This window comes from Paraburkholderia sp. ZP32-5 (assembly GCF_021390495.1).
GTDB lineage: Bacteria > Pseudomonadota > Gammaproteobacteria > Burkholderiales > Burkholderiaceae > Paraburkholderia.
On the sequence record NZ_JAJEJP010000001.1, the window covers coordinates 3,023,813 to 3,041,851 of the forward strand.

19 protein-coding genes are annotated in these 18,039 nt (G+C 64.3%); 11 read left to right on the forward strand and 8 right to left on the reverse strand.

Annotated features, from left to right (window positions below):
- Positions 1 to 30 precede the first annotated feature (30 nt).
- The 5 genes from L0U82_RS12900 (at position 31) to L0U82_RS12920 (ending at position 5,390) form a co-directional block, all read left to right on the forward strand.
- A complete protein-coding gene (locus L0U82_RS12900) occupies positions 31 to 744 on the forward strand; it encodes a C39 family peptidase (protein ID WP_233831504.1) in 714 nt (237 codons plus the stop codon).
- Between the two features lie 7 nt (positions 745 to 751).
- Positions 752 to 1,588 (forward strand): peptidase C39, encoded by an 837-nt coding sequence (locus tag L0U82_RS12905; RefSeq protein WP_233831505.1) that lies wholly within the window; start codon positions 752 to 754, stop codon positions 1,586 to 1,588.
- A gap of 99 nt (positions 1,589 to 1,687) precedes the next feature.
- Positions 1,688 to 3,148, forward strand: coding sequence for a hypothetical protein (locus L0U82_RS12910; protein ID WP_233831507.1), 1,461 nt, complete (start codon positions 1,688 to 1,690; stop codon positions 3,146 to 3,148).
- 25 nt (positions 3,149 to 3,173) lie between these two features.
- Positions 3,174 to 4,805, forward strand: coding sequence for a sigma 54-interacting transcriptional regulator (locus L0U82_RS12915; protein WP_442793617.1), 1,632 nt, complete (start codon positions 3,174 to 3,176; stop codon positions 4,803 to 4,805).
- An 84-nt stretch (positions 4,806 to 4,889) separates the two neighbouring features.
- Positions 4,890 to 5,390, forward strand: a complete 501-nt coding sequence (locus L0U82_RS12920) for a dihydrofolate reductase (protein ID WP_233831508.1) — start codon at positions 4,890 to 4,892, stop codon at positions 5,388 to 5,390.
- A 161-nt stretch (positions 5,391 to 5,551) separates the two neighbouring features.
- Here the strand turns inward: L0U82_RS12920 and pmbA are convergent, their stop codons facing one another.
- Complete coding sequence (pmbA, locus tag L0U82_RS12925; protein WP_233831509.1) at positions 5,552 to 6,922, reverse strand: metalloprotease PmbA; 1,371 nt, start codon at positions 6,920 to 6,922, stop codon at positions 5,552 to 5,554.
- Between the two features lie 318 nt (positions 6,923 to 7,240).
- Between pmbA and yjgA the strand changes: the two genes are divergently transcribed.
- Together yjgA and mog are read left to right on the forward strand one after the other, a co-directional pair.
- Positions 7,241 to 7,864 carry a ribosome biogenesis factor YjgA gene (yjgA, locus tag L0U82_RS12930; RefSeq protein ID WP_233831510.1) on the forward strand — a complete coding sequence of 208 codons (624 nt, stop codon included), beginning with the start codon at positions 7,241 to 7,243 and terminating at the stop codon, positions 7,862 to 7,864.
- Entirely contained in the window at positions 7,845 to 8,495 is a 651-nt protein-coding gene (mog, locus tag L0U82_RS12935; RefSeq protein ID WP_233831511.1) for a molybdopterin adenylyltransferase, read from the forward strand. The genes yjgA and mog overlap by 20 nt, the downstream gene beginning before the upstream one ends.
- Before the next feature lie 43 nt (positions 8,496 to 8,538).
- Here the strand turns inward: mog and orn are convergent, their stop codons facing one another.
- Entirely contained in the window at positions 8,539 to 9,156 is a 618-nt protein-coding gene (gene orn / locus L0U82_RS12940) for an oligoribonuclease (protein WP_233831512.1), read from the reverse strand.
- A gap of 252 nt (positions 9,157 to 9,408) precedes the next feature.
- Between orn and L0U82_RS12945 the strand changes: the two genes are divergently transcribed.
- Genes L0U82_RS12945 through L0U82_RS12955 form a run of 3 tightly spaced genes read left to right on the forward strand, consistent with a single transcriptional unit; the run spans position 9,409 to position 11,973 of the window.
- Complete coding sequence (locus L0U82_RS12945) at positions 9,409 to 10,668, forward strand: M48 family metallopeptidase (RefSeq protein ID WP_233831513.1); 1,260 nt, start codon at positions 9,409 to 9,411, stop codon at positions 10,666 to 10,668.
- Complete coding sequence (gene rsgA / locus L0U82_RS12950) at positions 10,665 to 11,651, forward strand: ribosome small subunit-dependent GTPase A (RefSeq protein WP_233831514.1); 987 nt, start codon at positions 10,665 to 10,667, stop codon at positions 11,649 to 11,651. Before L0U82_RS12945 ends, rsgA begins: the two co-directional genes overlap by 4 nt.
- Position 11,652: 1 nt before the next feature.
- The gene (locus L0U82_RS12955; protein ID WP_233833261.1) at positions 11,653 to 11,973 is read left to right on the forward strand and encodes a putative signal transducing protein; all 321 of its coding nucleotides are present in this window, start codon (positions 11,653 to 11,655) and stop codon (positions 11,971 to 11,973) included.
- A 183-nt stretch (positions 11,974 to 12,156) separates the two neighbouring features.
- Here L0U82_RS12955 and L0U82_RS12960 read toward each other — a convergent pair whose 3' ends face one another.
- The 6 genes from L0U82_RS12960 to rpsP all read right to left on the reverse strand — a co-directional run bounded on the left by L0U82_RS12960 (position 12,157) and on the right by rpsP (position 16,545).
- Positions 12,157 to 13,095: a CobD/CbiB family protein gene (locus L0U82_RS12960; protein WP_233831516.1), complete on the reverse strand. Its 939-nt coding sequence runs from the start codon at positions 13,093 to 13,095 to the stop codon at positions 12,157 to 12,159.
- Between the two features lie 141 nt (positions 13,096 to 13,236).
- A complete protein-coding gene (locus L0U82_RS12965; protein WP_233831517.1) occupies positions 13,237 to 14,007 on the reverse strand; it encodes a CoA pyrophosphatase in 771 nt (256 codons plus the stop codon).
- A gap of 87 nt (positions 14,008 to 14,094) precedes the next feature.
- Positions 14,095 to 14,481, reverse strand: coding sequence for a 50S ribosomal protein L19 (gene rplS / locus L0U82_RS12970; RefSeq protein ID WP_008923493.1), 387 nt, complete (start codon positions 14,479 to 14,481; stop codon positions 14,095 to 14,097).
- 167 nt (positions 14,482 to 14,648) lie between these two features.
- A complete protein-coding gene (trmD, locus tag L0U82_RS12975) occupies positions 14,649 to 15,416 on the reverse strand; it encodes a tRNA (guanosine(37)-N1)-methyltransferase TrmD (protein WP_233831518.1) in 768 nt (255 codons plus the stop codon).
- Between the two features lie 25 nt (positions 15,417 to 15,441).
- Positions 15,442 to 16,167 (reverse strand): ribosome maturation factor RimM, encoded by a 726-nt coding sequence (gene rimM, locus L0U82_RS12980; protein WP_233831519.1) that lies wholly within the window; start codon positions 16,165 to 16,167, stop codon positions 15,442 to 15,444.
- A 123-nt stretch (positions 16,168 to 16,290) separates the two neighbouring features.
- A complete protein-coding gene (gene rpsP, locus L0U82_RS12985) occupies positions 16,291 to 16,545 on the reverse strand; it encodes a 30S ribosomal protein S16 (protein ID WP_013090118.1) in 255 nt (84 codons plus the stop codon).
- A 285-nt stretch (positions 16,546 to 16,830) separates the two neighbouring features.
- On the opposite strand from rpsP, the gene L0U82_RS12990 reads away from it, so the two are divergent.
- Positions 16,831 to 17,913 carry a PQQ-dependent sugar dehydrogenase gene (locus L0U82_RS12990; RefSeq protein ID WP_267929389.1) on the forward strand — a complete coding sequence of 361 codons (1,083 nt, stop codon included), beginning with the start codon at positions 16,831 to 16,833 and terminating at the stop codon, positions 17,911 to 17,913.
- The last annotated feature ends 126 nt before the right edge of the window (positions 17,914 to 18,039 follow it).

Genomic DNA, 18,039 nt, shown 5'->3' on the forward strand with positions numbered 1-18,039 from the left:
CCGCCGGCGCGAATCGGGCAGGAGACCAGCATGACCGGGTTGAAGGTGTTCCCGGCGCTACGTTTCGTCGTGGCGCTGGCAGGCTGCGCGCTGTGCGCGGATTACGCCGCCGCACAGTCGAGCATCGACACGTCCACGTTGATGGGCGTGCCGCTGAAAAAACCGATCCGTTCGATGAAAGACCTGCGCTACAGCCATGTCGTCAGTCAGCAGTTCGACTACAGCTGCGGCGCGGCGGCGCTCGCCACCCTCCTCAAGTACGGCTACGGGATCGACATTCCGGAAACCGAACTGATCAGCCGGATGATGGTTTTCTCCACGCCGGAAGTCGTCGTCAAGAACGGCTTTTCGATGCTCGACATGAAGCACTTCGTCGAGACCATCGGTCTGCGCGGCCGCGGTTTTCGCGTCAACGTCGACGCGCTCCACCACCTTCAGATCCCCGTGATGGTCCTGATGAACATCGACGGGTACGAGCATTTCGTGATCGTCAAGCATGCGCAGGACGGCCGCGTGTTCATCGCGGATCCGGCGCTCGGCAATCGCATCGTGCTCGAAGAGGACTTCGCGAAGACCTGGAACGGTCTCGTGTTCGCGGTCCTCGGCAAACCCTTCAGGGAGGATTCACCGCTGTTGCAGGACAACGAGTCGCTCGCGTTGAAGCTGCGCGCCAACGCGCTAGCAGCCGGCACCGCCGCGACGCCCTTTTTCGAGTACGGCTTGAACAAGGCAGACATGTTCTGAACCCATCATGAAGTCACTCCTCAATCCGCTCGGGTTCGTCCTCTGCGCCGCCGCCTGCGGCGCAAGCGGCGTGGCCTATGCGTCGGACGGCGCCGCCTCGCCGCCGACGCTCGAGCTTTCCGCGCCGCGCGATCCCGCGGCCGCGCCGCTCAAGGTGCAGCTCGTCGGCGACGACGTGCTCGCGACCCAGACCGGCAAGTACGCCGGCGCGACGATGATCTCCGGCTTCGTGCTCAACGTCATTTCGCAATGGCACTTGCCCAACGGCGTCAACGCGCTCGCCGAGGGATCGCTCAGCGCCACGCGTAACCGCGCCGGCCAGATGACGAGTTCCGTCAGCACGTCGGCGAGCGTAACCGGCGGCTCGTACGGCCGCGGCGGCCACGGTGGCCATGCGGGCAACGGCGGCGATTGGGGCGCCAACCCCAATGCGTCCGTCAGCGGCGGCCAGAGCATCAGCGTGAACGGCGTGTCGCAGATCACCCAGGTGGCCGGCGACCGCAACAGCGGCACCAACTCAGCGTTGATCGATTTCAGCAACAGCGCGATGACACCCGCCGGCCCCGCCACCGCACCGTCGGCGATGGCCAGCAATTCGACCGGCTCGGTAAAAGCCGGCATTTCGTTCGGCAGCGGCGGCGTCAGCGTCGCGCTGCAGACACCCGCTGGGCTCGCCACCCAGACTATCGCGCCGGGCAGCGGACAGATCGCCCAGCTGCTGCAGATTGCAGGCAATAACCAGCAAGTCGCCAACGCCCTGCAACTGCATCTGCAAACCCAGCAGATGTCGGCCGCGATGCTTCGCCAGCTCGGCGTACTACAGGCACTGCAAAACAGGAGATGAAGGCGGGCCGCCACCCGCCGCCGGCAGCACATGCAGGGAAGACACGGCCGCGCACTCGGCAGTCGGAGCGCGCGGCCGGACCACCGGGGGAGTAAGAAGATGAAAAACGTGTTATCGACCAGGGCGCCGCGCATGGCGCTGGCGGCCATTCCGGCCGCCGTCATGCTATGCGCCCTTTCGCAGACGGCGAGCGCGCAGGCGCTCGCCGGTCAATCTCTGGAAGACAGACTGAATACTCTGATGCGGGTCGTCGACGAACAGCAGCGGCAAATCCATTCACTCGAGCGCCAGGTCACGCAGCTCGAGATGGCGCAGCGCGGCCGCGGCATGCCGGGCACCGGCGCGCCCGCGGGCAGCGAGGCGGTCGCCGAGCAGCCCGGCGCCGACGGTCTGCCGATGCCGTTGCCGCCGCTCGCGCAGGCAACGCCAGGCGCGCCCGCGCCGGGCGGTGCCACGGGCACCGCGACCGGCGTGCCGGTCAATCCGCCGTCGCCCGACGGCAGCAGTGCCGGCAACACCGCGAGCAGCGGCCCGGGCGGCCTGCCGCCGGCCACCGACGGCAGCGGCGCGGTCGGCCAGACCCAGCGCGCGGCCGAGCCGGTGCGCACCCAGGCCGAGCAGGCGGTCGTGCAGCGCGAGCACGCGCCGCTGTTCGACCACAAGCTGACGATGGACTTCGGTATCAGCGATACCTACTACGATCGACGCCAACTGCAGTTGTCGGGCTTCCTCGCGCTCGATGCGATCTTTCTCGGCAACATCAATCTCGGCCAGACCAAGTCGCACCAGTTGATGGCGGACCTCGACACGCGCTACGGCCTGACCGACCGGATCAGCGTCGACGTCGACGTGCCGTACATCTACCGGCGCAGCAACTTCATCGTCGGCGGCGCGGGCGGCGCGGCCAGCACGCTGTCGGACGCGACGGTGTCGAGCCACGACATCGGCGACGTGAACTTCGGCATCTACTACCAGTTCCTGAAGGAAACCAACAGCATGCCGGACGTGGTCGGCAGCCTGCGCTTCAAGGCGCCGACCGGCAGCTCGCCGTTCGGCCAGAAGGTCGTGCAGATCGACGCGAACAACACCAATCTGGTCGCGCCGACCGAGCTGCCGACCGGCACCGGCTTCTGGAACATCACGGCGGGCGTGTCGGTGCTGAAGACCTACGACCCGGTCGTACTGTTCGGTAGCGTTTCCTATACGTACAACATCGCGCGTTCGTTCGCGGACATCTCGTCGGTAGAGGGGCAGGTCGAACCGGCGACGGTCAAGCTCGGCGACATCGTGCAGTTCGGCGGCGGCGTCGCGCTGGCGTTCTCCGACAAGGATTCGGCCAGCATCTCGTTCACGATGGCGCTCGAACCCGAATCGAAGACCCGTGCGCCGGGCGGCTCCTACACCGGCGTGCCGGGCAGCGAAACGACGGCCGCGGTAATGAATTTTGGCTTGAACCACGTGGTGAACAAGCACCTGACCATCAACGGCGCAGTATCGATCGGGCTCACGCCCGATGCGCCGAACTTCGTGGTCGGGCTGCGGTTTCCCTACACCTTCTAAGCTGTCCAACGATGCGAGGTCGAACGTGCGTGAATCACCTCATCTGACCAGTGTGGGCTCCGTGGCGGCAGCGGGATCGCATCTGTCGCTCGCGTCGCCGAAGGAGCGCGGCGGTGCGCTGCCCGCCGATGCATCTGCTTATTTGCCGACCAGCTCACCCACCGATTCATCAGCCGACTCGGCCGCTCATTCGCTGGCGGACGGCGCGCCGGATCTGCCGATGGCGGCGGTGCGCCGCGTAGCCGCCTGCGCGGCCGCGCCCGCCGAACATGCGCAACTCGAGCGCCAGTTGCTGTACGTCGCGCGCACGCCGGACGAAACCCTCGTCGCGCATCTGAAAAGCCGCGGCTGGCGGGTCGTTGCCGCGCGCTCCGCGCACGAACTCGGCCGGCTCGTGAAGCCCGATATGGCCTGCGCGGGCATCGTCGATCTGGCGAGCTTCGCGCCGCGCGACATCGGCGGGCTCGAGACCAGCCTGCGTCAGCAGCAGGTCGGCTGGATCGCGCTCGCGAGCGCCGAGCGGCTCAACGATCCGCTGGTGCGGCGGCTGGTGCGCCACTACTGCTTCGACTTCGTCAAGCTGCCGGTCGCGCACGCGACGATCGATTACCTCGCCGCCCACGCGTTCGGCATGGTCACGCTGTGCGATCCGGAAGTCGCGCCGCCCGTCAGCGAATCCGGCGACGAGGAAATGGTCGGCACCTGCGAGGCGATGCAGCAGCTCTTTCGGACGATCCGCAAGGTCGCGAACACCGACGCGAGCGTGTTCATCTCCGGCGAATCGGGCACCGGCAAGGAGCTGACCGCGCTCGCGATCCACGAGCGCTCGCCGCGCCGCAAGGCGATGTTCACGGCGATCAACTGCGGCGCGATTCCGCATCATCTGCTGCAATCGGAGCTGTTCGGCTACGAGCGCGGCGCGTTTACCGGCGCGAATCAGCGCAAGATCGGCAGCGTCGAAGCCGCCGATGGCGGCACGCTGTTTCTCGACGAAATCGGCGATCTACCGCTGGAGAGCCAGGCGAGCCTGCTGCGCTTCCTGCAGGAAGGCAAGATCGAGCGGCTGGGCGGGCGCGAGTCGATTCCGGTCGACGTGCGGATCATCTCGGCGACTCACGTCGATCTCGACTGCGCGATGCGCGACGGCCAGTTCCGCGCCGACCTGTTTCATCGGCTGTGCGTGCTGCGCGTCGACGAGCCGCCGCTGCGCGCGCGCGGCAAGGACATCGAAATTCTCGCGCATCACATCCTGCACAAGTTCAAGACCGACAACGCGCGCAAGATTCGCGGCTTCACGCCGTCGGCAATCGAAGCGCTTTACAACTACAACTGGCCAGGCAATGTGCGCGAGTTGATCAACCGCGTGCGCCGCGCGATCGTAATGGCCGAGAACAAGCTGATTTCCGCCGAGGATCTCGATCTGGCCGGCTTCACCGAGCAGGAAAGCATGACGCTCACGCAGGTGCGCGAGGCCGCGGAGAAACGCGCGATCGAGGCGGCATTGCTGCGCCATCGGCACCGCCTGAACGAGGCGGCGACGGACTTGAATATTTCGCGGGTCACGCTGTATCGGTTGATGGGCGTGCATGGCTTGCGCGAGCCGGGTGGCGCCGATGACAAGGGAGCACCGGCGGCGGACGAGCCGGCGCGGGGGTGAGAGCACGGATGAGAGCGCGGGTGAGCGGAGTGGGTAAGAGCGCGTCGGGTAGAATCGCCCGGTTACCCTCCCTTTTCCCATTCGATGACGACGCTCACCCTGATCGTCGCTCGCGCCAGTAACGGCGTGATCGGCCGCGACAACGAGTTGCCCTGGCGACTGCCCGAAGACCTCAGGTTCTTCAAGCGCACGACGATGGGCGCGCCCATCATCATGGGGCGCAAGACGCATGAGTCGATCGGCCGGCCACTTCCGGGACGCCGCAATATCGTCGTGACGCGCGATGCCTCACGGCGCTTTCAGGGTTGCGACACCGCCACCAATCTCGACGACGCGCTGCGGCTCGCCGCGCAGGATCAGGCGCCGCAAGCGTTTCTGATTGGCGGCGCGCAGTTGTACGAGGAAGGGCTGCGTCACGCGGACAAGCTGATCGTCACCGAGATTGCCGCCGACTTCGACGGCGACGCGACCTTCCCCGCGATCGACAAAAACCTGTGGGAAGAGATCGCGCGCGAAGCGCATCACTCGAACGCGCCGAACGATTTCGACTACGCGTTCGTCACGTATCAGCGCCGGGACGTCTGAGGGTCGCGGCAGCGGGTCTGATCGAGCGGCGCAACACGACGCGGCGCCACGCAACGTGCCAATGAAAAACGCCACGCAAGTTTCGTTGCGTGGCGTTTTTTTTATTACTGCCGGTAGCTGCCGGTCTCGCGGAGTCATGCACCCCGCGCAGTTCTCGCGGCTTACTGCCCCGCGATCGTCATCTTCTCGATCAGCACCGAGCCGATCTGCTTCGTGCCGCGCGTGATCGTGTCCGAGCCGATCGCGACGATATGGCGGAACATCTCCTGCAGCGTGCTCGCGACCGTGATTTCCTCGACCGGATACTGGATCTTGCCGTTCTCGACCCAGAAGCCCGACGCACCGCGCGAGTAGTCGCCGGTCACGTAGTTGACGCCCTGCCCCATCAGTTCGGTCAGCAGCAGACCGGTGCCGAGTTTTTTCAGCATTTCCTCGAAGTCGTCTTCAGGACGCGTGTTGCTGCTGAGCAGCGACAGATTGTGCGAGCCGCCCGCGTTGCCGGTGGTCTGCATGCCGAGCTTGCGCGCCGAGTACGTGGACAGGAAGTAGCCCTCGACCACACCATCCTTGACGACCGAGCGCTGGCGCGTGCGCACGCCTTCTTCGTCGAACGGCGCGCTGCCCATCGCGCGCGCGACGTGCGGATCCTCGACTACCTGCACGTGCGGCGCGAACACCGGCTTGCCGAGACTGTCGACCAGGAACGAAGTCTTGCGATACAGCGCACCGCCGCTCGTCGCCTGCACGAATGCGCCGAGCAGACCGGCCGCGAGCGGCGCCTCGAACAGCACCGGCACCTTGCGCGTATCGAGCCCGCGCGCGCCGATACGCGCGAGCGCGCGCTGCGCGGCATAGCGGCCGACCGCTTCGGGATTCGCGAGTTCGTCGGCGCTGCGCGTCGACGTGTACCAGTCGTCGCGCTGCATGTTGCGGCCGCTGCCGGCGATCGGCGCGCACGCGATGTAGTGGCGCGAATACGGATAGCCGGCGAGGAAGCCGCGCGAGGTCGCCAGCACGAACTGCGAGTGCTGCGCCGATACGCTCGCGCCTTCCGAGTTCTTGATTTGCGGATCGGTCGCGAACGCGGCGTCTTCGGCGCGGCGCGCGATTTCGACCGCTTCGTCGGCGGACAGATTCCACGGGTGATACAGATCGAGATCGCGCGGTGCGGTTTCGAGCAGTTCGGCTTCGGCGAGGCCCGCGCAATCGTCTTCGGCGGTGAAGCGCGCGATGTTGTAGGCCGCCGCGACCGTATCTTTCAATGCCTGCGGCGAGAAGTCCGACGTGCTCGCGTTGCCGCGCTTGTTGCCGATGAACACCGTCACGCCGACCATCTTGTCGCGGTTGTGCTCGATCGTCTCGACTTCGCCGCGGCGCACCGAGACCGACAGGCCGTCGCCCTCGGAGATTTCGGTTGCGGCGTCGGTGCCGCCGAGCGCCTTCGCGTGACGGAGGATGTCCGAGGCGATTTCCTTCAGTTCATCCTGGGTATGCGGAAAAAAGCGCTGCTTGACGTCCATGTCTGCTGCCATTGTCGTTGCCGTCCTGTTCGGGGCCGCGCGGCCCTGGGTATGCGCACCGTGTTCGCCCGATGCCACGCGAAGGCGTGCGCATCGACGCATCAGTGCGGAAGAAATGCATCCCGCGATCATAGCAAGGTACGCGGCGCCGCACCTGGCATTCGCGGCACGATACGTGGGCTCGGCGCGGACTTTGTTCGGGGCCGCCGAAGGCTCGCTTGCGTGGCGCGAGGATGGACCACGATGGCCCGCCACGAGGCGGCGCAAATCGGCGCAAACCGACGAGGAGCGGTTCAGGCCGGACGGGCGCGGCACGTTACAATACGCGCCATGACACGCAAAACCCGCATTCAACCGATCGAATCCGTCGTGACGGAAGTCGACGAGAACGGTTACGACCGTCCGAGCAAATCCCAGGTCAAGCGCGAAATGCAGGCGCTGCAGGATCTGGGCTCGGAGCTGATCGCGCTGCCCAAGGACGCGCTCAAGCGCATGCCGATGCCTGAAAAGCTCGACGATGCGGTGCGCGAGGCGCGCCGCATCACCGATCACGAGGGCAAGCGCCGCCAGGTGCAGTACGTCGGCCGCGTGATGCGCTCGCTGCTGGACACGGAAACCGCCGCGCTGCGCACCGCGCTCGACACCTACAAGGGCGTCAACAAGGCGGAAACGGCGAAGCTGCACTGGATCGAACGCACTCGCGAGAAACTGCTCGCTGACGACGCCGCGCTGACCGAATTCATCCGCCGGCATCCGAACGCCGATCCGCAAGAGGGCCGCACGCTGATCCGCAACGCGCGCAAGGAAGCGCAGCAGAACAAGCCGCCGCGCTACTTCCGCGAACTGTTCCAGTGGATCAAGAGCGCGGCCGGCGCGGACGATGAGGCCGATGCCGGCGACGCGCATCACGCAGACCTCCCTCCGGAAGACGACGATGACGACCGCGAAGCCTGAGCAACGCACGCAGCGCAACCATCCCGATGAAATCGTGATCGGCCTCGTGTCGATCAGCGATCGCGCGTCGACTGGCCAGTATGAGGACAAGGGCATCCCGGCGCTGCAGGACTGGCTCGGCGCGGCACTGAGCTCGCCATGGCAGGCGGTCACCCGGCTGATTCAGGACGACGCGCCGACGATCTCGGCAACACTCATCGAACTGGTCGACGAACTCGGCTGCGATCTGGTGCTGACCACGGGCGGCACCGGCCCGGCGCGCCGCGACGTGACGCCGGAGGCAACGCTTGCGGTCGGGACGAAGGAAATGCCCGGCTTCGGCGAGCAGATGCGGCAGATCAGCCTGAATTTCGTGCCGACCGCGATCCTGTCGCGCCAGGCTGCGGTAATCCGCGAAACGGCCGGGCATGCCGCGCTGATCATCAATCTGCCGGGGCAGCCGAAGTCGATCAGGGAAACGCTCGAAGGCCTGCGCGATGCCAATGATGCCAACACGGTCAAGGTGCCGGGGATTTTCACCGCGGTGCCCTACTGCATCGACCTGATCGGCGGCCCGTATGTGGAAACCAACGCCGACGTGGTGAAGGCGTTCCGGCCGAAGAGCGCGGTGCGCGCTCCACGGCAGGGTTAGGGCCGGCGCGGACCCTCGCGCTTATTTGCCGGCTATTTGACGATTATTTGTCGCTCGCGGCGGCGTCCGGGGCCGGCTGCGACGGCACGAGGAAGTGCTCGCGGTAGTACTTCAGTTCGTCGATCGACTCGTGGATATCGGCCAGCGCCGTATGCATCGCGCGCTTCTGGAAACCCTTGTAAATAGCCGGCTGCCAGCGGCGGCACAATTCCTTCAGCGTGCTCACGTCGAGGTTGCGATAGTGGAAGAAACGCTCCAGATCCGGCATCCAGCGCGCCATGAAGCGGCGGTCCTGGCAGATCGAGTTGCCGCACATCGGCGATTTGCCCGGCGGCACGTACTGGCCGAGAAATTCGCGGATCTGCTCGGTGGCGTCGGCTTCGCTGACCGTCGACGCCTTCACGCGGCCGATCAGTCCCGAGCGGCCATGCGTGTTCTGATTCCACTCATCCATTTTCGCCAGCGTCTCGTCGCTCTGATGAATCGCGAGCACCGGCCCTTCGACCATCCTGTCGAGCGTCGAATTCGTTACCACGACCGCGATCTCGATGATGCGGTCAGTGTCGGGCTCGAGCCCGGTCATTTCCATGTCCAGCCAGACGAGATTCATGTCGCTGCGCACGAGCGGCGGCTGTTCGGTGAATGCGAGGATGTCAGTCATGAAGGCAACCCTGAGGGCCGGGCGATGGGCTTCGCTAAAAGTCCGCGCGCCGCGGCGCGTGTTGGTTTGAAATGGATTCGCGGTTTGCTGGCGGCCCGGCCGCGCCGGGCGACTTGAAGCGTCCGCGTTCGAAGCGTCTTCGCTCGAAGCTCGAGCCTGAACCGCTGATCGAGCCGCTAATCAGGCCGTATCCTCCCGCCGCGAAGCGGGAAGAAACATATAATTCTCGCATAGATACCACGGAATCCCCGGATGCCTACCCTGTACTTCACCGTCCTGTTCGTCGTCGCCGTCGTAGCGATGGTCGGCACCAAACTCTGGCTCGCGTCGCGGCAGATCCGCTTCGTTGCCGCCCACCGCGAACAGGTGCCGAGCCAGTTCGCGACCACCATCGCGCTCACCGCGCATCAGCGCGCGGCCGATTACACCGTCGAGCGCACGCGGCTCGCGATGATCGAGATCGTCGTCGGCGCGGCCGTGCTGATCTGGCTCACGCTGCTCGGCGGCGTGCAGATGCTCGATTTCGCGATCTCCGACTGGCTCGGCCGCGACTACGTCGACCAGATCGCGCTCGTCGCCGCCGTGATCGCGATCACCAGCGCGATCGATCTGCCATTCGATTACTACCGGCAATTCGTGGTCGAGCAACGCTTCGGCTTTAACCGCATGAGCAAGCGCCTGTTCGTGCTCGATCGCGTGAAGGGCACGCTGCTCGGCATCGCGTTCGGTCTGCCGCTGCTGTTTGTCGTGCTGTGGCTGATGAACCGCGCGGGCGATCTCTGGTGGCTGTGGGCGTGGGTCGTGTGGGTCGCGTTCCAGATGTTCGGCCTGTTGATTTTCCCGACCTTTATCGCGCCGCTGTTCAACAAGTTCGAGCCGCTGAAGGACGAAGCGCTCGTCAACCGCATCGAGGCATTGATGAAGCGCTGCGGCTTCGCCGCGAAGGGCCTGTTCGTGATGGACGGCAGCCGCCGCTCGGCGCATGGCAACGCGTACTTCACCGGCTTCGGCGCGAGCAAGCGCATCGTGTTCTTCGACACGCTGCTCGCGCGTCTGTCTGGCCGCGAAATCGAAGCGGTGCTCGCGCACGAACTCGGCCACTTCAAGCGCCGTCATGTGATGAAACGCATGCTCGTCACGTTCGCGATCAGCCTCGCGATGCTCGCGCTGCTCGGCTGGCTGTCGCGCTGCGTATGGTTCTACGAGGGGCTCGGCGTGCGGCCGTCGCTCGTCGGCGGCAATAGCGGGCTCGCACTGATACTGTTTTTCCTCGCGCTGCCGGTGTTCATGTTCTTCGTCACGCCGCTCGGCAGCCTCAGCTCGCGCAAGCACGAGTTCGAAGCCGATGCGTTCGCCGCGACGCAGACCGACGCGCAGGATCTCGTCAACGCGCTCGTCAAGCTGTATGAGGACAACGCGTCGACGCTGACGCCCGATCCGCTCTATACCGCGTTCTACTATTCGCATCCGCCGGCCTCGCAGCGGATCGATCGACTGTTGCGGCACGCATGAGCGGCCGCGCCCCGAAGAAGACGGCGCGCGCTTCAGCCGCCGCGGCCGGCGCGCACGGCGCGCGCATCGGCGGGCTCGTAGTCGCCGCGCATGGCCGCCACTATCTGGTCGCGCCCGAGCACGGCGGCGCGCTGCTGCAATGCTTTCCGCGCGGCAAGCGCAGCGAGGTCGCGGTCGGTGATCGCGTGATCTACGAGCCGACTTCCGCGGACCAGGGCGTGATCGTCGAAATCGGCGAGCGGCGCAACCTGCTGTATCGCTCGGATCAGTACAAGTCGAAGCTGTTCGCCGCGAATCTCGATCAGTTGCTGATCGTGCTCGCGACCGAGCCGCATTTCAGCGAGGATCTGCTCGGCCGCGCACTCGTCGCCGCCGAGGCGAACGAGTTGAAGCCGCTGATCGTGCTGAACAAGATCGACGTCACCGACGCTCTGGACGGCGCGCGCAGGCGGCTCGAACCGTATCGCGCGCTCGGCTATCCGGTGCTCGAAGTGTCGATCCGGATGCAGCCCGACACCGCACGCGCGGCACTGACCGAGCATTTGCACGGTCACGCGACGCTGCTGCTCGGCCAGTCGGGGATGGGCAAGTCGACGCTCGTGAACCTGTTGATTCCGGATGCCGATGTCGCGACACGCGAGATTTCGACCGCGCTGAACAGCGGGCGTCATACCACGACGTTCACGCGGCTCTATCCGCTGCCGGCCAATGACGGCGCGGCGGCCGTCATCGGTTCGGCTGGAGCGCTGATCGATTCGCCGGGCTTCCAGGAGTTCGGCTTGCATCACCTGACCGAAGGGCGGCTCGAGCGCGCGTTCCCCGAGTTCCGGCCGCTGCTGCCAAACTGCCGCTTCTATAACTGCCATCATCTGCACGAACCCGGCTGCGCGATTCTCGAAGCGGTCGCCGACGGCCGCATCCGTCGCGAACGGCATGCGCTGTATGCGCAGCTCGTGCATGAGGCAAGCCAGATCGTCCGCTGATATGAAGCTGATGTGCGCGCCGAACCTGATTACCGGGCAGCATTGGGTCAACGTACTCGCGACCGCGGGCATCGCGTGCGAACTGCATAACCGCTATTTGAACGGCGCGCTGGGCGAGATTCCGGCCGATCAGTGCGCGCCGGAACTGTGGCTCGTCGACGAGCGCGATGAAGCAATCGCACGGCGTTTGATCGAAGCGGCATCGCGAGGACCCGCGGCGGACGCGCCGGGCTGGCAGTGTCAGCAATGCGGCGAGATGCTGGAGGCGCAGTTCACCGTGTGCTGGCAATGCGGGACGGAAAGAGATCCGTTGAAGGGGTGATGTTGCGGGGCGCGGCGGCTTTGTGGCGAGGGGTGCGTGAGGTGTCAGTCACGGTTATCGGAAACGCAACACTCAGGACGTGGCTGAAAAGAGAAATGCCGTTGAGTCAGTTGCCTGACCCAACGACATCGTCACAAAGCCTGTTTTTTCCAGATGCTGCCGCGCTCGGATTGCTAGATCACATCAAGCGAGCCACACCGCGATGGTCAGCATCAGCAGCAGGATCATCCACAGGATGACCGCGCGCCACACGAGACCCACCGCCGATTGCAGCGTGCGTGGCGTGCAGTCGTCGCCGACCTGCATCGGGCCGCCGTCGCCAGTCGCCAGCGCGTCGAGACTCGACGGCTCCGCGAGCGGTCCGGCAAGGCGCGCGCCAAGCGCACCACTGCCGGCGGCGAGCAACACGCCGTCGTTCGCATTGGGCCACTGCCTCGCGTGGTTGCGCCACGCGTAAATCGCATCCTCGAAATTGCCGACGATCGCAAAACCCAGCGATGTCAGCCGCGCCGGCACCCAGTCGATCACGAAGAACGCGCGCTGCGCAAAGCTCGAAAACGCCACGGTACGATCATCGGCCGGCCGCGCCCATGCGCGCGCCAGATATTCGGCGCACCGGTACAGCACGGCGCCCGCGGGGCCGAACGGAATCAGGAACCAGAAGAACACGCCGAACACATGGCGGTGCGATGCGACCACCGCATGAATCAGCGTGTGACGCACGATCTCGCTGACCGGCATATCGACGGTATCGAGCCCGGTCCACTCGTTGAGAATTTCGCGCGCGCGCGGCACGTCGTCGTTGTTCAACGCGAGATGGATATCGGTGAAGTAATGGCTGAACTGCCTGAAACCAAGCGTCAAGTACAGCACGACGACGTTCCACGCGAACGCGAGCAGGAAGTGAATGTGATACAGCACGTAGTAGACGAGCGCGACCACGAGCGTCCAGGGCACCACGACCACCAGCCACGCAAGCAGACCATGTCGTTGCTTGCCGGCATCGAATCCGTGCGCTGCCGACTCCGCATGGTATTGAAGCAACGCGGACACCGGATTGGTCGGTGACAGCGCGCGTATCTGTTCAATGATCAGAGCCAGCAATACGGAGAAAAAAGTCATGCGATGCGCCGTGCTTTTTGAGTTTTTACGATTGTTTTATAACGATAGCACAGGGTCGGATGCGACTGAGCGCGGACGCGGACAAACCCGCGGCCACTGCGTCGTCCGCGCAACTTCGCAGGCGCAACGCGCGTAGTCGGCTTATGCGGCGAGAAAACGATAGAGGTTGCGCAGCATCGCCGCCGTCGCACCCCAGATGAAATGATGGCCTTGAACGGCTGTGGGAGCGTCTGTCTCCGCGCTTGCCTGCACCACCTGGGCGGTGTCGCGTTGCTGCGCGCGGTCCGCGACTTCCTCTGATTCGGCGCGCGGATATGGCATCGCGAAAAAGCGTCGCTCGCCGCCTTCGTAGCGAAACAGCCGCTCTTCGTGATTGGCCGGGTTCATCAGGAACGCCAGCGGCACTTCGAAAACCTCGGCCACTTCGAACGTGTCGATCTTCAGCGCAAACGGCGGATGCACGAGGCCGATCACCGGCGACACGCAAAAGCCCGTACCGGTCAGATAGTCAGGTAACGCGCCGAGAATTTCCACATGCGACGCATCGAGACCGACTTCTTCCTGTGCTTCTCGCAGCGCCGTTGCGATCGCGTCCGCATCGAACGGTTCCTGGCGGCCGCCGGGAAAACTCACCTGACCGGCATGATCGTTCAGATGGTCCGCACGCTGCGTGAGAAGTACAGTCAGACCGTGCTCGCGGACCACGAGCGGCACCAGTACCGCGGCCACCCGCGGGTCGACATTGGTATTGCGCCACGGCGCGTCGGCGATTTTCTCCGGTGTCCAGGCAAAACGGCGTTCGAAACGCGCTCGCAACGCATCGGGCGTAAGACGCTCGCCGGCCACCGGCGGCAGATCGGCGCCCGTCGCGACGACAGGCAAGGACTCGGGCTCAAAGACGGGGCGGATCAACGGGTCTCTCTGATGAGCGGGGACATGCCGCTATTTTGACCTGGCAAACAAAAAAGCACCCGCGAGGGGTGCTTTTTCTTACAGCATTTACGCTTGGGAAGCAGCGCGGTCTTTCGAGACCAGCTTTTCCTTGATTCGAGCCGACTTGCCCGAACGCTCGCGCAGGTAGTACAGCTTCGCACGACGCACATCGCCACGACGCTTGACGACGATGCTCGCCAGCAGCGGCGAATACGTCTGGAACGTACGCTCGACGCCTTCGCCCGACGAAATCTTACGGACGATGAACGACGAATTCAGACCACGGTTACGCTTGGCGATCACGACGCCTTCGTAAGCCTGCACACGCTTACGCGTGCCTTCAACCACGTTCACGCTAACGATGACCGTATCACCCGGATTAAAATCGGGAATGGTCTTTTCGCCGAGAACGCGCGCGATTTCTTCCTGCTCGAGTTTTGCAATCAGATTCATCACTGACTCCTAGATCCATCTTGTCGGCGTTCGTACCTGCCTTACGCTGCTTTCCTGCGAGTTACCCCGCTGCGTTCGGCTACGGCCCCGATAGAGGATGGGTTCACATCTGGCGCCGCACACGCATGTACGACGCCGCCTCATGTCCGCTCGAAAGACCGAAGGCCTCAGGCCTTCGGCTCTTCCTTCGCGAGACTTGCGAGCCATGCCTCATCGGCACGGCTCAACATCCTGTTCTTTCTGGCCTTCACGATCAGATCGGGCCGTTTGTTCAGCGTGTTACGCAGCGCTTCGCGCCGGCGCCACACTTCGATTTCCGCATGATGGCCACCGAGCAATACATCGGGCACCCGCACGCCCTCATATTCTTCGGGACGCGTGTAATGCGGACAATCGAGCAACACGTCGACGAAACTGTCCTGCACCGCCGACTGCGAATCGTTCAGCACACCAGGCAGCTGACGTACGACCGCGTCCATCAACGCCATCGCCGGCAGTTCACCACCCGACAGTACGAAGTCGCCAAGACTGACTTCCTCATCAACAACGCGATCCAGCAGACGCTGGTCGATCGCTTCATAGCGCCCGCACAACAGGATCAAGCCGGGCTCGGCCGCGAACTTCATGACGCGCTCGTGATTCAACGTAGCGCCTTGCGGCGACATCATCACGACACGTGACTCGGCAATGCCCTGCTCCGCCTGGGCCGCTTTCGCGGCGCCGATCGCCGCTTCGAGCGGTTTGGCCAGCATCACCATGCCAGGGCCACCGCCGTACGGGCGATCGTCGATCGTGCGGTAGTTGTCGGTGGTGAAATCACGTGGATTCCACGTCCGCAACCCATAGCGCTCCTGCTTCGCTGCCCTGCTGGTAATACCCCAGTCGGTCAGCGCGCGGAACATCTCCGGAAAGAGCGTCACGACATCGAACTGCATCGCTCTCTCCGTTCAATGAAAGATTTTAATAATCAGCTTCCCAGTCGACGACGATCTGCTTTGCCGCCTGGTCAACCGTTTTGACATAGACCCCAACAAACGGAATCAAACGTTCGCCGGCTACCGGCTTACCGCTTTTGTCCGTTGCAGGATATTCGACCCGCAGCACCGACTGCACACTGTTGTCGATCATGCCAGCGACCTTGCCGAGATTAAGTCCAGCGAGGTTCACGACGTCCAGACCGATCAGATCGACCCAGTAGAATTCGTCGGCCCCGAGAGCCGGGAATTCGCTGCGGCTGATGTACACGCGACAACCACGCCACGCCAACGCTGCATCACGATCAGTAATGCCACCCAGACTGGCAACCACGCTGTCGCCGTGCGTTTTGGCATGCAAAGACGGCGCCGATCGACGCTCCTGGCCTTTCAGCAGCCACCAGCGCTTTGCGCTCAGCAGGGCGTCGCCGCCTTGCCCGGCATCCGCATGGGCAGCCACCTTGACCCAGCCTTTGAGACCGTAAGCATCGACAATTGCGCCGACCTCGATGGCATCAGCCGGCCAGCTTGCCGCCGTTTCCGCGCGCATTTCTGCAGCTTCGGAAGCGGCGTTCGCTACAGAGGCTTTCGCCTTGTCGTCGGGTCGTTCGACCGGCTTGCGGACGAATGCACCAAACGATGCCTGACCAGACGCCTTCCCGCGGGAACCTGCTCTGGCGCGATCAGAACTGCCGGAATCACGCTCAGACATGGGATGACCTCGAAGACAACTTCGCCGCCAATACTGGCGTCTGCTTCAGTAAAACAGTTTGCGTATCGAACTGCCCGCGCAGGCTGCACGAGTTGCCGGCGATACGCATGCATGCTGCCATTTTTAAGCAGCCGGCTGCGCCTTTTGCGCTTCCTTCACGAGACGCTCGACGGTCGGCGACAGTTGCGCGCCAACGCCTTGCCAATACGTCAGACGATCCTGAGCGATACGCAGGGACTCGCCCTTCGTAGCGACCGGGTTGTAGAAACCGACGCGCTCGATGAAACGGCCGTCACGGCGGCTACGCGAGTCAGTGGCGACGATGTTGTAGAACGGGCGCTTCTTGGAGCCGCCACGAGCCAAGCGGATGATGACCATACTAGAATCCTTGAAAACCGGGGTTCGGAACGACTGAAACACGCGATTATAGCGGGAAACTGACGCCATAACAAACACTTACCGGGATAAACTGAACGAGGCTGCCGCGCCGGCCGGCGACGACGGGCTCGCGAACCCCGTTCAAACGCCCTCCCAATACCCGGATCACCCGAAGGAGTGCCTGTGGAACGTCTGCCGTCCCTGCAGTTTCTACCCGCTTTTTTTGCCTTTTCGGTGCGTCTCGCCAGATTTCTCCGCGCCGCGCGAAGCCAGATTTTGCGCGCGATGCCCGCAATCATGCTGGCCGCGCATGCGCTATCGGCAACGGCCGCGTTACCCATCGGGAAAATCAGACTTCCGCCGGGCTTTCATATCGACGTGCTGTCCGACGAGGTCCCGGGCGCGCGCGCTATGACCCTTTCGCCACAAGGCATCCTTTATGTAGGCAGTCTCGAAGGGAATGTCTACGCGCTTGAGTTGCGCGACGGGCACGTCGCGAGCCGCCACGTGATCGCTTCCGGCCTGCAAATGCCGGCGGGCGTGGCGTGGCATGACGGCACGCTGTATGTGTCCGCCGTGTCGAAAATCGTGCGCTTCGATGCGATCGATTCCCATCTGAACGACCCGCCGAAGCCGGTCGTCGTCACTGATCAGTTGCCTACCGAAACGCACCACGGCTGGAAGTTCATCGCGTTCGGACCGGACGGCAAGCTGTATGTGCCCCAAGGCGCACCGTGCAACGTCTGCGAGCGGGATCGGGACCGGTTTGCGCTGCTCGGCCGCATGGATCCGGACGGTAGCCACTATGAGGTCATCGCGCACGGCATACGCAATACGGTCGGCTTCGCGTGGCATCCCGTCACGCACGAACTGTGGTTCACCGACAACGGCCGCGACCTGCTCGGCGACGATATCCCAAGCGACAAACTCAACCGCGCGCCAAGGGTCGGTATGGATTTCGGCTTCCCCTACTGCCATGGCGGCGACATAGCCGACCCCGAATTCGGCAAGGACCATCCGTGCAGCGGGTTCACCCCGCCTGTCGCCAAACTCGGCGCGCACGTCGCGGCGCTCGGCATGCGCTTTTACGACGGGCCGATGTTTCCCGCCGACTACCGGAACAACATCTTCATTGCGGAACACGGCTCGTGGAACCGCAGCAAGAAGGTCGGCTATCGGGTCGTGCGCGTGATCGTCGATCCGGACGGCAGCCACGCACGCCAGCAAGTGTTCGCCGAAGGCTGGCTGCAACCCGGCGAGGCGGTCTGGGGACGCCCCGCCGACGTGATGCCGCTACCCGACGGATCGCTGCTGATCAGCGACGATTACGCCGGCGCGATCTATCGCGTCACCTATACGGCGCCTTAGCGCATCGGGATGCCGACAATGCCGGCGCAGCAATTTCAGCGACGAAAACCGGCGATCTCGCGGCCACACAAAGGAAAATGCGTCGCCGCGAGCCGGCTGTAGTTGACGGCAACGACCGACACGCGG

Coding starts and splice junctions, on each gene's coding strand:
- L0U82_RS12900 (WP_233831504.1), top strand. CDS start 31: ATGACCGGGTTGAAGGTGTTCCCGGCGCTACGTTTCGTCGTGGCGCTG.
- pmbA (WP_233831509.1), bottom strand. CDS start 6,922: ATGGCAGCAGACATGGACGTCAAGCAGCGCTTTTTTCCGCATACCCAG.
- mog (WP_233831511.1), top strand. CDS start 7,845: ATGACGACCGCGAAGCCTGAGCAACGCACGCAGCGCAACCATCCCGAT.
- L0U82_RS12910 (WP_233831507.1), top strand. CDS start 1,688: ATGAAAAACGTGTTATCGACCAGGGCGCCGCGCATGGCGCTGGCGGCC.
- rplS (WP_008923493.1), bottom strand. CDS start 14,481: ATGAATCTGATTGCAAAACTCGAGCAGGAAGAAATCGCGCGCGTTCTC.
- rsgA (WP_233831514.1), top strand. CDS start 10,665: ATGAGCGGCCGCGCCCCGAAGAAGACGGCGCGCGCTTCAGCCGCCGCG.
- yjgA (WP_233831510.1), top strand. CDS start 7,241: ATGACACGCAAAACCCGCATTCAACCGATCGAATCCGTCGTGACGGAA.
- L0U82_RS12960 (WP_233831516.1), bottom strand. CDS start 13,095: ATGACTTTTTTCTCCGTATTGCTGGCTCTGATCATTGAACAGATACGC.
- L0U82_RS12955 (WP_233833261.1), top strand. CDS start 11,653: ATGAAGCTGATGTGCGCGCCGAACCTGATTACCGGGCAGCATTGGGTC.
- orn (WP_233831512.1), bottom strand. CDS start 9,156: ATGACTGACATCCTCGCATTCACCGAACAGCCGCCGCTCGTGCGCAGC.
- trmD (WP_233831518.1), bottom strand. CDS start 15,416: ATGCAGTTCGATGTCGTGACGCTCTTTCCGGAGATGTTCCGCGCGCTG.
- rpsP (WP_013090118.1), bottom strand. CDS start 16,545: ATGGTCATCATCCGCTTGGCTCGTGGCGGCTCCAAGAAGCGCCCGTTC.
- L0U82_RS12905 (WP_233831505.1), top strand. CDS start 752: ATGAAGTCACTCCTCAATCCGCTCGGGTTCGTCCTCTGCGCCGCCGCC.
- L0U82_RS12990 (WP_267929389.1), top strand. CDS start 16,831: ATGCCCGCAATCATGCTGGCCGCGCATGCGCTATCGGCAACGGCCGCG.
- rimM (WP_233831519.1), bottom strand. CDS start 16,167: ATGTCTGAGCGTGATTCCGGCAGTTCTGATCGCGCCAGAGCAGGTTCC.
- L0U82_RS12945 (WP_233831513.1), top strand. CDS start 9,409: ATGCCTACCCTGTACTTCACCGTCCTGTTCGTCGTCGCCGTCGTAGCG.
- L0U82_RS12920 (WP_233831508.1), top strand. CDS start 4,890: ATGACGACGCTCACCCTGATCGTCGCTCGCGCCAGTAACGGCGTGATC.